The organism is Scytonema millei VB511283 (assembly GCF_000817735.3).
Lineage (GTDB): Bacteria > Cyanobacteriota > Cyanobacteriia > Cyanobacteriales > Chroococcidiopsidaceae > Chroococcidiopsis > Chroococcidiopsis millei_B.
Genome location: NZ_JTJC03000006.1, coordinates 60374 through 73935, shown reverse-complemented (window position 1 = coordinate 73935; position 13562 = coordinate 60374). Strand labels below are relative to the sequence as shown.

18 protein-coding genes are annotated in these 13562 nt (G+C 44.5%); 11 read left to right on the top strand and 7 right to left on the bottom strand.

The genetic code is table 11. From position 1 onward, the window contains the following. Positions 1–7 precede the first annotated feature (7 nt). Positions 8–271, top strand: a complete 264-nt coding sequence (locus QH73_RS29215) for an HNH endonuclease (protein ID WP_309476514.1) — start codon at positions 8–10, stop codon at positions 269–271. A gap of 186 nt (positions 272–457) precedes the next feature. Here QH73_RS29215 and QH73_RS19805 read toward each other — a convergent pair whose 3' ends face one another. From QH73_RS19805 to QH73_RS19795, 3 genes are read right to left on the bottom strand one after another with little or no spacing between them, the layout of a single operon-like run. After that, positions 458–1093 (bottom strand): TetR/AcrR family transcriptional regulator, encoded by a 636-nt coding sequence (locus QH73_RS19805; protein ID WP_039714107.1) that lies wholly within the window; start codon positions 1091–1093, stop codon positions 458–460. 5 nt (positions 1094–1098) lie between these two features. Continuing rightward, on the bottom strand, positions 1099–1404 hold the full coding sequence (locus QH73_RS19800) for a type II toxin-antitoxin system RelE/ParE family toxin (RefSeq protein WP_039714108.1): 306 nt from the start codon (positions 1402–1404) through the stop codon (positions 1099–1101). Next, positions 1401–1667 (bottom strand): ribbon-helix-helix domain-containing protein, encoded by a 267-nt coding sequence (locus QH73_RS19795; protein ID WP_039714109.1) that lies wholly within the window; start codon positions 1665–1667, stop codon positions 1401–1403. The genes QH73_RS19800 and QH73_RS19795 overlap by 4 nt, the downstream gene beginning before the upstream one ends. 140 nt (positions 1668–1807) lie before the next feature. Between QH73_RS19795 and QH73_RS19790 the strand changes: the two genes are divergently transcribed. Continuing rightward, positions 1808–1993 (top strand): hypothetical protein, encoded by a 186-nt coding sequence (locus QH73_RS19790; protein ID WP_132867402.1) that lies wholly within the window; start codon positions 1808–1810, stop codon positions 1991–1993. Between the two features lie 100 nt (positions 1994–2093). Further along, the gene (locus tag QH73_RS19785) at positions 2094–2765 is read left to right on the top strand and encodes a Rieske (2Fe-2S) protein (protein ID WP_286194152.1); all 672 of its coding nucleotides are present in this window, start codon (positions 2094–2096) and stop codon (positions 2763–2765) included. 38 nt (positions 2766–2803) lie between these two features. Here QH73_RS19785 and QH73_RS28915 read toward each other — a convergent pair whose 3' ends face one another. Next, positions 2804–2938 (bottom strand): hypothetical protein, encoded by a 135-nt coding sequence (locus tag QH73_RS28915; protein ID WP_286194138.1) that lies wholly within the window; start codon positions 2936–2938, stop codon positions 2804–2806. A 201-nt stretch (positions 2939–3139) separates the two neighbouring features. Next, on the bottom strand, positions 3140–3907 hold the full coding sequence (locus QH73_RS19780; RefSeq protein ID WP_039714110.1) for a proteasome-type protease: 768 nt from the start codon (positions 3905–3907) through the stop codon (positions 3140–3142). 200 nt (positions 3908–4107) lie between these two features. Here QH73_RS19780 and QH73_RS19775 point away from each other — a divergent pair, with 200 nt between their 5' ends. The 6 genes from QH73_RS19775 to QH73_RS19750 all read left to right on the top strand — a co-directional run bounded on the left by QH73_RS19775 (position 4108) and on the right by QH73_RS19750 (position 10274). Next, a complete protein-coding gene (locus QH73_RS19775; protein WP_039714111.1) occupies positions 4108–4650 on the top strand; it encodes an OsmC family protein in 543 nt (180 codons plus the stop codon). Between the two features lie 198 nt (positions 4651–4848). Next, a complete protein-coding gene (locus tag QH73_RS19770) occupies positions 4849–6027 on the top strand; it encodes an acyl-CoA dehydrogenase family protein (RefSeq protein WP_052289842.1) in 1179 nt (392 codons plus the stop codon). Positions 6028–6157: 130 nt separating this feature from the next. Continuing rightward, the gene (locus tag QH73_RS19765) at positions 6158–7753 is read left to right on the top strand and encodes an ABC transporter substrate-binding protein (protein WP_039714112.1); all 1596 of its coding nucleotides are present in this window, start codon (positions 6158–6160) and stop codon (positions 7751–7753) included. An 8-nt stretch (positions 7754–7761) separates the two neighbouring features. Then, positions 7762–8598, top strand: a complete 837-nt coding sequence (gene ntrB, locus QH73_RS19760; RefSeq protein WP_039714113.1) for a nitrate ABC transporter permease — start codon at positions 7762–7764, stop codon at positions 8596–8598. Continuing rightward, a complete protein-coding gene (locus QH73_RS19755) occupies positions 8595–9578 on the top strand; it encodes an ABC transporter ATP-binding protein (RefSeq protein ID WP_309476513.1) in 984 nt (327 codons plus the stop codon). Before ntrB ends, QH73_RS19755 begins: the two co-directional genes overlap by 4 nt. Before the next feature lie 105 nt (positions 9579–9683). Beyond that, positions 9684–10274 (top strand): TetR/AcrR family transcriptional regulator, encoded by a 591-nt coding sequence (locus tag QH73_RS19750; RefSeq protein WP_039714115.1) that lies wholly within the window; start codon positions 9684–9686, stop codon positions 10272–10274. Positions 10275–10317: 43 nt separating this feature from the next. On the opposite strand, the gene QH73_RS19745 is transcribed toward QH73_RS19750, so the two are convergent. Continuing rightward, positions 10318–10617 carry a hypothetical protein gene (locus QH73_RS19745; RefSeq protein ID WP_132867398.1) on the bottom strand — a complete coding sequence of 100 codons (300 nt, stop codon included), beginning with the start codon at positions 10615–10617 and terminating at the stop codon, positions 10318–10320. A 187-nt stretch (positions 10618–10804) separates the two neighbouring features. Then, on the bottom strand, positions 10805–10978 hold the full coding sequence (locus QH73_RS19740; RefSeq protein WP_015154741.1) for a CAB/ELIP/HLIP family chlorophyll-binding protein: 174 nt from the start codon (positions 10976–10978) through the stop codon (positions 10805–10807). A 385-nt stretch (positions 10979–11363) separates the two neighbouring features. On the opposite strand from QH73_RS19740, the gene ald reads away from it, so the two are divergent. Both ald and QH73_RS19730 read left to right on the top strand, forming a co-directional pair. Continuing rightward, positions 11364–12455: an alanine dehydrogenase gene (gene ald / locus QH73_RS19735; RefSeq protein WP_039714116.1), complete on the top strand. Its 1092-nt coding sequence runs from the start codon at positions 11364–11366 to the stop codon at positions 12453–12455. Positions 12456–12610: 155 nt separating this feature from the next. Then, positions 12611–13525 (top strand): MBL fold metallo-hydrolase, encoded by a 915-nt coding sequence (locus tag QH73_RS19730; RefSeq protein WP_039714117.1) that lies wholly within the window; start codon positions 12611–12613, stop codon positions 13523–13525. Positions 13526–13562 lie beyond the last annotated feature (37 nt).

The window sequence follows — 13562 nt, the reverse complement described above, 5'->3', positions numbered from 1 at the left end:
AATAAAGTTGGCTGGGCGTAAGTTTCCTGAATCAATTCAAGCACAGGTACGACAACGAGCAAAATACCTCTGTGAATATTGCCACGCTTCAGAGCAATGGCAGTACGTGAAGTTTACGGTAGACCATATAATTCCTCTATCGCTGGGTGGCAACAATAATTTAGAGAACTTGGCACTGGCTTGCTTCCATTGCAATCGTCGGAAAACAAATCGTGTCACAATAGTATTGCCAGAAACATCAGAAGAAGTACCTCTATTTAATCCTCGATAAGATAATTAGAGCCAACATTTTATTTGGTCTGCAGATGGATTACTGATTATTGGAGTGACGCAAGTTGGACGAATAACAGTTGAAGCATTAGCTTTAAATAGAGAGAGAGTCATTGGAATTCGAGCCGCAGATAGACAGATTGGAAGACATCCACCTCAAGAAGATCCAATTCAAAAAAATTAGATTTTAAGTAGAATTTTTTACCGCTGCCAAAATAAATTTAATTGCTGCCTCAGTATGTTTTTCTACCATTTCCTTACTGAGGCGATCGCTCCCCGAATTTAAATGTTTCCAATTTTCGTGTACGGTAAAGTAAAAAATACAAACGCTTAAAATATGAGTTAATGTTAATACTGGATCGAGGGAACGAAAACAGCCTGCTTCCATGCCGCGATTGAGGACTTTAATTAAATGTTCGTGTAAGCTTTCTACGTTACTTTGTTTAAAATAAAAACCTTGATTTTGGCTGGCTTCTTGAAACCAAAGCATCTGACGACGAGGATTTTTTGCTTCGTAGGCGATCGCAACTCGAATAATTTGTTTGAGTGCATCTTCAGGTGATAAATCGTCAAGTTTGAGCTGACTTACCATCGCCTGAACTTCATTTACTGGACGTTGCAAAACTGCTTTATATAAACCTTCTTTATTTTCAAAATAGTAGTGAATTGTTGCAGTTGTAATTTGAGCGCGATCGGCAATATCGCTCATTCGAGCGCCTTTAATCCCATGCTTCGCAAACTCTAATTCAGCAGCATCAAGAATCTGTTTTTGAGTCGCTTCTGCATCTCGAAACTGTTTTTTCATAGAGGGCGATCGAGCCATGTTTGCTATTCCTCTTCTGGACTTGCAAACAGAGATTTTAAATTGCGCTTACCACTCACAACTCTGACAATTTCAATTCTATCTTTCCCAACTTGATAGAGGATAATATACCCATCTAACGGTAGTCCTCGCAAGCCGAGACGTAAATTCTCATACTGTCGTCCCATATTAGGAAAACTAACAAGTTGCTGACATTTCTGATTGAACGACTGTAGAAGACGCTCACCAGCATTTACATTTTCTACTGCAAAATAGCTAATAATGTCTTGCAAATCGCGAACAGCAGGTTGAGAGATAATATACTGACTCATTGCTGAGTTTCTCTTGCCTGCTTGAATTTTGCTAACAACTGGTTGACAAATGTTTCACCATCGATTCCTTCCCCGCGTTCGAGCGATGCGATTCCTTCCTCAACCTTAGCGCGAGTTTCAATCACCCACTGCTGATATTCACGATTATCTTCTTCTAGCAAGTGCAGTGCTGCTTGAATGACTTCATCAACATTCTTAAATTTACCTGATGCTAGCAACGTCTGGACTGTCTTTTCTTGCTCTGGTTTTAAGGTGATATTCATGCTGACTGTTTTTGTTTCCCCTTATCATAAGGTATTGGCTGAGCCTAACTTATCATATGAGCCTATGTTGGTGGTTTGAACCCGTCAGAGTTGATTTTCATTGAAATGGTGGCTACACGCGAGTCATTCTTGAGCGTCTAGTGGGATTAGGAATGTTGGACGGACATTGGTTTTGGGATATCCCCACAGCTTCTATTCCAGCAAACTTGAGAACAATAGGTTCTCGTTTCTTATTTTCGTGGCAAGATACATATAATCATAGTAATTCAGAAGATATTCGTGCTGCTTATGCCGCTCTCCCAATTGTCAAGCTGTTATTAAAATAGCTAATTGCTTGACGATCGCCTCCTCATTCTTTTAGACTTACTAATTAATTAGTAAGTTATTTTTGAGGCAATTTTTATCATGCTATAAGGCGCACCTTGGCTGTTAGCACATCGTTCTATGCTTAAGCCTAACCTGCCGATGAAGGTGTCGCTTTACGGCAAAGACTACGTGCTGTGGCAAGATAGTACGGGTAATATTAGTTGCTTACCGAATGCTTGTCCGCACATGGGTGCAATGCTATCAGCAGGATGGTGTGTAAAAAAGTCTGATGGTAGTAGCGCGATCGCATGTCCGTTCAAACAATTTATCGACAATGGGTTGCATTCCCATGCTTACATTGCACAAGTACGCAAAAAACCAAATCTGCAAGATTTTCTCAAAAACCCCGGACTATTGGCAATGCCTCAAGTACTAGAAGCACATTTAGAAAACTTCTTTCCATTTATGGGCATGGTACACGGTGAGAGTCCGCTGTTGAGCTTAAAAGAGTGCCATTTTTACCTTCCCGAATCAGAAACTCACTCTCGCGTCTACGTTCTGATGTTCGTGAAAGCAAATCACCCGATTGCTCATGCAATTAAACGAAACCTTTTGCGACTAGTTGAAGTCGTCACCGAGCAAGATGCATATACCTTGAGTAAAATCTATGTCAACACACCTCAACATATTAAACTCAATAACGAGGTGGGTATGGATTGGGTGCGGCGCAACTATGCTAGCTTTCCAGCAATTGTAGAGCCTAATTTCTCTCGATCGCAGTATGCACGGTAATTCAAAAAATACTGTATCAAGACATACTATTTATCAAATTACTTGACTGATTGTTCTGAAGTTTCAATAACTGCCAAGCAGAATTGAGAAATAGCCATAATTCCGAAAACAGAAGCTAGATAAGCAGCAGCAAGGAATTGCAGGGCATTTTCAAAAGGAATGTAGGAAGTCATGGCGTAAATCTCCTCTGTTGTTGATTAATTTTGAAGTTAAACCAAAAAGGTGAATAGTTTGTGAAGGAAGTAGAAACTTTCGATGAATAGTTTGTGAAAATATGAGGAATTGGTGACGTAGATTAAATTGCGATCGCCAACTCATTCTCTAGAAATTAACAACAGTATAGTATCTCCTGATTCCGTAAACGTAATACCGATTTAAGTATCGGGAAAATCTTCTCCATCTCCACCCGCATCGCGTTCCCAGTCAATATCGGGCATTCGCTCAAAGGCTTCCCGCAACGAAATTTCCCACTGCTTGCGAATTTTGGTTAAATACGGCGCGCCCAACCGCAACCGCAGATCGTGTTGGACTTTGAAAGAGTCTTTCTCGTACACCACCAGATTAATTGGCGGTCCCACGGAAATATTTGACTTCATCGTAGAGTCAATCGACAGCAACGCGCATTTAGCTGCTGCCTCCAATGTCGTGTTAAAATCCAGTATGCGGTCTAAAATGGGCTTTCCGTACTTAGTTTCGCCAACTTGCATAAATGGGGTTTCTGAAGTTGCATGAATGCAGTTGCCTTGACTGTAAATCATGTATAGTTCTGGCGGTTGTCCCTGAATTTGTCCCCCCAAAAGTAAAGTACATTGGACATCAATACCGTCTTGCTTCAGCCATACGCGGTCTTGTTCTTGAATTTGCCGGATTTTAGCCCCGATGTAGCGGGCAACATCGTAGAGTGTCGGCAGAGTGTGTAGGTTCGCCTCTTCTGGGATTCTAATATCCCTATGCATTTGCGCGATCGCGCCTTGTGTCACAGAAAGATTCCCCGCCGTACACAGCAGAATGACCCGTTCCCCTGACTGGGAAAAATCAAATAGCTTTTGATATGTAGATACGTAGTCTACCCCGGCATTCGTGCGCGAATCTGCCGCCATGACTAAACCGTGTTTGGTAATGATGCCCAGGCAGTAAGTCACAATAGCTTTAAGATTGGGTCATTTTTAACTCTAAGATTTTACAGTAATTGGTTGACAGTTGGCGGTTGACGGTTGACCGATCGCTAGTTACTGACAAATGACGAATGACAAATGACCGCTGACATTTGGTAACTTAGTGTACTGCATTACCAAACAAAGTCTGGTTGAATTAGATAGAACATTCTAATTGAGTCAGGGCTATGACTGAAACTACTGTCAAGGCAGAGATAAAAGCGCCGCTGCGTCCGGTGAGTAAAGAAGGGCTAGAGAAATTAGCGGCGACTGCTAAGGCAAATCCTCATGTTGTCAAGTCCTTGAAGGTGAAGACGGTTTGTGAAGGGCAATTTCGCAATTTAACCTACGTTCGGGATCTTCCAGAACACGTCATTGACGAACCTCCCACCCTGCTAGGGCAAGACACAGCACCAAATCCATCAGAAGCAATGTTAGCCTGTCTGGGTTCGTGCCTATCTGTAGGTATTCATGCCAATGCAGTCATGCGGGGAATTACTCTTACCAAGCTAGAACTGGAACTAGAAGGCGACATCAATATCACGGGTGTCTGGGGAATTGGTGACTTAGCAGAAAAGCGGTTGGGGTTCACCGATGTCCGCGTCAAAGTGGATTTAGAAGGAGATGCCAGCAAAGAGGAACTAGAAGATCTAGTGGCTCATGCAAATTTCTGGTCGCCAGTTGCCAACACATTTCGCTTGCCTGTAAATGTAGATGTTTCTCTTAAGTGAGCATTAGAAGACAGAGGACAGTCAGAGAGGCAGCAGATATTTGTGTAGAGATGCATACGTAAGTTATTGCGTCTCTACTCTGAATTGAGCGCAAATTGATACTGAGAAGACAGACTTGCTAGTCTCAGCAAGCCATAATGTTAAGAAATTTAAATATACATGAGTTTGTGTTGTCGCTCAGGAATTCTAGTATCTAGTATGCAAGCAGTTTCAAATCTATCCGATCGCGCAGTAGCAAGGACGCAAGCACCCGAAACCATGCTGGCAGAATTGCAAAAAGCGATCGCTACCCAATTAGCACCGCAAGTTGCAGATATCGATCTCAAAGGACAATATCCCCGTGACTTCATGCACCTAGTAGGGGAATTAGGCGGTTATCAGCAGGCAGTTGCGGTAGAATATGGCGGTGCTGGCAACGGCTTAAAAACAGCAGTCCAAGCGATCGAAGCTATTTCCCAAGAATGTTTGTGTACTGGGTTTATGACTTGGTGTCAGATAGCCTGCACCTGGTACATGCAGAATAGTGACAATGCCTACCTCAAACAGCACCTTCTACCCTTAGTCGCTACAGGCAAAGTTTTAGGAGGTACGGGTTTATCCAACCCCATGAAACACTTTGCTGGAATTGAGAAAATCGCCCTCGTCGCCGAACGTCAACCTGGAGGTTACGTACTCAACGGGATGTTACCTTGGGTTTCCAACTTAGGTGCAGGACATCACTTTGGCATTGCTGCAAGACTAGCAGATAGCGATGATTACCTCATGGCGATCGTTTCCGACGAACTCACAGGATTAACTCTGCGTTGCAATGCCCATTTCATCGCCTTAGAAGGTAGCAATACTTACAGCTGCATCTTCCGGGATGTCTTTGTACCCGATGAATTAATTCTCGCCGCCCCCTGCGAAGAATACGTCAATCGTATCCGTCCTGGGTTTATTTTGACGCAAGTTGGTATGGGCTTAGGTCTAGTCGCTAGCTGTATCCAAATTATGGAACGGGCAAATCAACGCTACGGACACGTTAACTGCTTTCTAGACGACCAAGTAGAAGACCTAGCCGCTAGTCTAGCAACGACCCGCGAGAAAACCTACGCGATCGCCACCCAGATGAGCCAGCAAGGATGCGATCGCCCCTTACTAAAACAAATCATTCAAGCCCGAATTGATGCCTCAGAACTCTCATTACGGGCAGCAAACGCTGCCATGCTACACGTAGGCGCAAGAGGCTACTTACACGGTGGAATAGCCGAAAGAAAACTACGCGAATCATACTTCGTCGCGATCGTCACCCCAGCATTAAAACAACTAAAAAAAATGTTACACGACATAGAGAATTCGGAATTCGGAATTCGGAATTCGGAATTACCAACCACCTAACTTTTGCGTCTTTTCTTTGCGTCTTTGCGCGACACAAAAAATGCAAAAACTTTGCTGTATTAAAACATACAAAAAGTTTGCCAATACTTGATAGATTCATAACATTAACTAACCGAACGTAGAAACAAATATGACGGCTCTACTAGAGTCTCCAAGCGAGAATGCTATATATTCACTAAATGCGATCGCCAACTGTCCCTGTGGTGGTTCGCACGTTGCCGCAGATCATCAAAATTTTCTGGAAGGAATGCCCCAAGATCCAGCAGATTTGGTGGACGACCTCTGTAAAATGGGACACTACTCAGGAGAAACTCTAGAATTTGCCCGGGCATTAACTCAAGCCGAAATCAGAAAGACTCTGGTACTCCAGATGCTCGATCGCGCCGAACCAGGACAACGCCAGATCTGCTACGATTTGATTCAGCTTGCCGGAGGATTAGAAGAGGCTTTTGCAGCAGCTTTTGGCGATCGCTCAACCCAGTTTTTTAATGATGCACTCCGTCTCAGCAAGTTTCGCCGCCGCGATTTTTTAATTAAAGTTGCAGCTGCCGCCGCAGTCGTAACGGCTGCAAGTTGCGTCGGTAACAATAACTCGCAAGCACCAACCGCAACTTCTACGAATGCCGCAGATACGAGTAAGTTAGAAAAAACAGATTTAACAATTGGTTTTATTCCCATCGCCTGTTCGATTCCCATCGTCGCCGCCGAACCACTGGGATTTTTTCAAAAGCATGGGTTAAACGTAACCCTGAAGAAAATGCCAAACTGGGCAGCAGTAAGAGAATCTGCGATCGCCGGCGAACTCGATGCCTACCATATGCTGTCTCCGATGCCGATCGCGATGACTTTGGGTTTGGGTTCCTCTGCCTTCCCGATTCGACTTGCCAGTATTGAAAACATTAACGGACAATCGATCGCAGTTGCCAGCAAACATCAAGATAAAGTCAAAACTGCGGCAGATTTTAAAGGCATGACTATCGGGTTGCCTTTTCCCTACTCGATGCATAATTTATTACTACGCTACTACCTCGCATCGGGGGGATTGAACCCAGACAAAGACGTAAAAATTGAAATCGTTCCCCCGCCGGATTCAGTCGCAAAGATGGCAGCAGGACAAATTGACGCTTTCCTCATGCCTGATAACTTTGGGCAACGGGCGATCTTTGAGAAAATTGGTTTCATTCACCTACTCACCAAAGATCTTTGGCAAGGACACCCGTGTTGTGCTTTCGCCGCTAGCCAAAGTTGGATCGATCGCCATCCGAATACCTTTCGTGCTGTCAACAAAGCGATTATTGATAGCGCCGGACATGCCAACGCCGCCGAAAACCGTCAGGAAGTCGCCAAGGCAATGTCCGAACGCAAGTATCTCAACCAGCCGGAACCAGTTCTGACAGCAGTGCTGACAGGTAAATTTGACAATGGTTTAGGGCAAACTCTAGACGTACCAGATCGGATCGGCTTCGATCCTTATCCGTGGAAAAGCTTTGCCAAGTGGATTTCTTCTCAAATGGTACGCTGGGATTTAATGCCGACAGAAAAGGCAAAATATGAAGAAATTGCCACCCAAGTCTACATGACAGACTTAGCACGGGAACTAGCAAAAGAATTAGGACAAAATCCACCTGCGGAGTCTACGCGGATCGAAAAACTGAAAAATGGTGACTTTGACCCTGGTAAAGTTGAAGCCTATTTACAAGAACAGAAAAAACAGTTCAAGGTTTAGAGGTAATAGTGGACAACTCCCGACGATTATCCAAGCAGCGATCGCATTTCTCAGCTTATCCTTGGCTCCAAAATCCCAATTTACAAGCCACAATTTTATTCTTTTTGCTCCTAGCTGCGCTGTTACTCGTATGGGAATTGGGAGTGCAATTGAAGCTATTTTCTCCTGTGATGCCTGCTGCCAGTCGGACGATCGCCGACTTTTGGAGTTGGATCGTCGATCCGTTTTACGATAATGGTCCCAACGATAAAGGCATTGGTCTGCACCTACTCGCAAGCTTACAACGAGTCGCGATCGGGTTTTTCATCGGCTCGGCGATCGCCATTCCTCTAGGTATTGCGATCGGATTATCAGAAGTCGTTTCCAAAGCCGTCGATCCGTTTATTCAACTGCTGCGTCCCGTTTCTCCCTTGGCGTGGTTGCCATTAGGACTAGCAATACTCAAAAGTTCTGAAGCAACAGCCTTGTTCGTAATTGCAATTACGAGCATTTCGCCTACATTAATTAATACCAAATTTGGTGTCAGCCACGTTTCTCGCGACTACCTCAACGTAGCGCGAACTCTGGGAGCATCTCGCTGGCGAACGATCGCCAAAGTCATCTTACCAGCAGCTGCACCCCAGATCGTAGCAGGATTGCGAATTAGTATCGGTATTTCCTGGTTAGTGATAGTCGCCGCCGAGATGATTGTCGGTGGTACGGGTATTGGCAGCTTTGTTTGGAACGAGTGGAACAACCTCAATGTCACCAGCATCATTACCGCGATCGTCGTTATCGGACTCGTAGGAATTCTCCTCGATCGCCTCTTGGGACTACTACACAGTTGGGTGTCTTTTGGTCAGTGAACAGTTATCAGTTATCAGTTATCAGTCAACTGTCAACTGTCAACCGTCAACCATCTTCACGGAGTGTAGCGAGCGCGTTTACCGTCAACCACCCATTACCAATTACCAATATGATTTCCTATACACATACGCTCGACTCTATTCAAAAAGACACGACTCAGTTGGTGCTGAAGGATGTGTTTAAGGTCTTTCCTGGGAGACAGAGCTTAGTAGATCGGCTATTGCATCGTACTTCGCCGGATTATATTGCGATCGCTGAGATTAATTTAGAAATTTCGGCTAATACCTTTGTTTCAATTATCGGTCCTTCTGGATGCGGTAAATCGACTCTGCTAAACATCATCGCTGGTTTGACTCCACCTACCAGCGGTGTAGTCATGCTGAATGGGACAGAAATTCATCATCCAGGTCCCGATCGCGGTGTTGTCTTCCAAAATTATTCTCTGATGCCTTGGATGACTGTAGCAGAAAATATCCGCTTTGCGATTGAAACGGTTTATCCCAAATTGTCTCGCGATCGGCAAAAACAGATCGTGCGCGAATATATCGATTTAGTCGGACTACGGGGTGCAGAACACAAACATCCCCACGAACTATCGGGAGGAATGAAGCAAAGAGTCGGTATCGCAAGAGCTTTAGCAATCAATCCGCAAATTCTCTTAATGGATGAGCCATTTGGTGCTTTAGATGCATTGACGCGGGGTTTTTTGCAAGATGAAATCGCGCGAATTTGGGAGCAACAACACAAAACTGCAATTCTCATCACCCACAGTATTGAAGAGGCTTTGTTACTATCAGATAAAATTGTGATGATGAGTCGGGGTCCCGCCGCGCAAATTGTCGAAGTACTTGACATTCCCTTCCCTCGTCCCCGCAAGCGCGAAAGTCTCGATCGCCACCCTGCCTATCACGAACTCAAAGCCGAATTAGAGTTACACCTATCCCGCGAAACCCGCGCCGTTGAAGAGTTGCGGGTGTAGGGTTATGAACAGACAAGGAGGACAAGGAAGACAAGGGAGTAATTCTGGTTCCACTGGTTCCACTAGTCACTGATAACTGATAACTGATAACTGATAACTGATTCAATGGTTAACCTGAAACGTACTCGCGAGGATATTTTAGCCTCGGTTTTAGCTCTGATTCATCATCAAGGGTTTCAATCTACGGGACTCAAAGAACTATTTAGTGTCAGCGGTACTTCGTCTGGCAGTTTCTACAATTACTTTCAGTCCAAAGATGAATTAGCTCACGCACTGATTGATTATAAATGGCAGCAAATCAAGACTCATATTATCGAGCCTGCTGCCGAATATAGTACCGATCCGATCGCACAACTAATTTGGATAATCGATCGCCTAGAAGCAAAACATCTGACCGAACCAGATTGTGGTGGCTGTTTCTTAGGTAACTTAATTGTCGATTTAGCAAAATACGATACCTCATTTCAAACACATTTGATCGAGGTGTTTGACCAATGGCATTTCGCGATCGCCCAATTACTGCGTCAAGGACAAACTCAGTTGCGGTCTGATATCGATCCCGATAATTTAGCCGAACAACTGATGAACGCGATCGAAGGAACTTTACTACTGGGACGCTTATATAATCATCCCAATCGCTTACAACGTGGTTTTGACAGCGTGCGGCAAATATTGAAAGCAGCGCTGAGACAGTGACCAGTTATCAGTTGTCAGTTATCAGTTAATTCCGACTTACGACTTATTCTCTCCGTCTTCTCTGCTTAGAAACAGTTAATGGTGGTAGTTCTGAATTAGAAGAGTGGTAGGGTAAGTAATGCTGAGGCACGGCTTGGGGTGCTTCTGGCTGCCGCTTCTGCGAAATTATCCACCATCGGAGGGCGATCGCAACTCCTACAGTTCCCAATCCGATCGTGAATAGCGACCAGCGATCGCCAAACCCGCCGATAACTGCATCAACTACCCCAATTGTGATCAAAAAGGCAGGTAGCGGCTCTTTCCTATATGCTGACTTCAAAAATCTAGGTAGTGCGGCGTTCATTTCAATATGGTTACTTTTATTTCAGCTATTATCTCAGATTGGATACAATTCTAAGACCTACTGCTCAAAGCCGCTTGTATTGTAAGGTACTGTCTTGCTCTGTAGGTACTACCAATATACCTCACCCACATAACTTATTGCTGTCAACGGTATATCTAGCAATACAAGCGGCACTTCTGCTAAATCGTTATTTCAAGCCCAGCCAAGCTAGTACGCCGTGTCCGGTAACAACTTCGATCGCCACCATCAATAAAAAACCGATCATCGCCGCTCGTCCGTTCAAGCGCTCGGCATACTCATTGAAGCCAAACTTCGGTTCTTCTAGTCTAGGTGTAGTTGTTGGTTGAGGTTGGGCAGTCATGTTTTTATCCTTTGAATTACGCGAATTTATTAAAGTTTACTGTTGATAATAGCCTCGAAAGTCTAACAACTTCTGGAGAAGCTAGCGCGATGTTCGTTTACAATTTTTAACCATATTACATATATTTTGACACTTTTTTCTGCAAGCTAGTGTTAAGAAAATCGTAACTTAGAGTTTGGAATTTGAAATTGGTAATGGGTAGTTGGTTCTTAGTTGACAGTAAACGCGCTCGCTACACTCCGTGAAGACGGTTGACAGTTGACTGATAACTGATAACTGATAACTGATAAAGCCGATCGCAATGTTTTACACACAAGATGAGAGTTGTCAAGCATAAGCTAGAGAGAGGAGTATCCAACCAAAAGAAAAGTAAAAAGAAAAGCAAATGGAAATAGGCGTTCCTAAGGAAACAAAAGACCAAGAATTTCGGGTGGGGTTAAGTCCTTCTAGCGTGCGGGTACTGCACGAAAATGGACACGCTATCTTTGTTGAAACTGAAGCTGGAACGGGGGCTGGCTTTACCGATACAGACTATAAGCTCGCCGGAGCGCAGATCGTTTCTACTCCAGAGGGTGCGTGGAATCGAGAATTAGTCGTGAAGGTGAAAGAACCACTCCAGCCGGAATATAAATTTTTGCAAAAAGAGCAGTTATTATTTACCTACTTGCATTTAGCAGCCGATCGCGCTTTAACTGAGCATTTAATTGATTGTGGCGTAACGGCGATCGCATATGAAACTGTAGAACAACCTGGTAATAATAAACTTCCTTTACTCACTCCCATGAGTATTATTGCAGGTCGCCTCTCTGTACAGTTTGGCGCTCGGTTTCTCGAACGCCAGCAGGGAGGACGGGGTGTGCTGTTGGGTGGCGTACCAGGCGTAAGACCAGGTAAAGTTGTCATCCTAGGTGGTGGTGTTGTCGGTACGGAAGCGGCGCGAATTGCCGTTGGAATGGGTGCAGCCGTACAAATTTTAGATGTCAACGTCGATCGCCTATCCTATCTAGAAACTATATTTGGTTCTAGGGTAGAACTACTTTACAGTAACTCCGCTCACATTGAAGCTGTTGTTTCTCAAGCTGACTTACTCATCGGTGCTGTCTTAGTCCCTGGACGCAAAGCACCGATCCTCGTCCCGCGCAACTTAGTCAAACAGATGCATCCTGGTGCGGTGATTGTCGATGTTGCTGTCGATCAAGGTGGCTGTATCGAAACTTTACGCCCAACTTCTCACACTAATCCAGTTTATGTAGAAGAGGGAGTCGTTCATTATGGCGTTCCTAATATGCCTGGGGCTGTCCCTTGGACGGCAACGCAAGCGTTAAATAACAGTACCCTACCATACGTGTTGCAATTGGCGAATTTAGCTCTGAAGGCTATAGAAGTTAATCCTTTCTTAGCGGCTGGTGTCAACGTTCAAAATCATCGCCTAGTCCATCCCGCCGTGCAGCAGGTATTTCCTGATTTGGTGAGTTAGTAGTTACTAGCAATTCTCTGCGATCGCGATCGATTTGTAGGGGCGCGCAGCTGCGCGCCCCTACAAATCGTTGTTAATTCATACTCGTAATGACTATGATATAACTAACTGCCATGACCTAGCTAGGAATTGGGCTATAGGTAAAGAGGTTTGATATGGCTCATATAAACTTGCGTCGCCCTCAAAATACAGATGGAGATTTTTATGTCGATACCACCTGTATTGACTGCGATACTTGTCGTTGGATGACACCAGAAGTATTTAGCCGTACTGGCGAACAATCGGCAGTCTACCACCAACCCACAAATGAAACAGAAAGATTGCGGGCGCTACAAGCCTTACTTGCTTGTCCTACCAGTTCAATTGGTACGGTAGAAAAGCCAAAAGATATCAAATCTGCACAGGAAAGTTTTCCCATTCTTGTCGCCGAAAATGTTTATCACTGCGGCTATCATGCTGAGAATTCCTATGGTGCAGCGAGTTATTTGATTGTGCGTCCAGAGGGCAACGTGTTAGTAGATTCGCCCCGTTTTACGCCACCGTTGGTAAAACGAATCGAAGAGATGGGGGGAATTCGATATATGTATCTCACCCACCGCGATGATATTGCCGATCATCAGAAATATCGCGATAAATTTCAGTGCGATAGCGAAGCGGGGCGCGGAGGCGCACTTCGCATCCTTCATGCTGACGAAATTTCTGGCAGTACCCGCAGTGTAGAAATCAAGCTAACTGGTACGGAACCTTATCAATTAGCACCAGATTTGCTAATTATTCCCGTCCCCGGTCATACCAAAGGTCACACAGTTTTACTCTACAAAGACAAGTTTCTATTTACAGGCGATCATATTGCTTGGGATGACGACGACCAAATCTTGGCAGGTTTTCCAGGTGTTTGTTGGTATTCATGGTCAGAACTGATTAAGTCTACCTATCGCTTATTAGATTACTCATTTGAATGGGTATTACCCGGTCACGGTCGCCGCTATCATGCAGATGTAGTAACAATGCGGCATAAACTCAAAGAAGGCATTGAGTGGATGGAAAAACAGTTAACAGTTAACAGTTGACGGTTGACAGTTAACAGTCAACCGTCAACCGTCAACC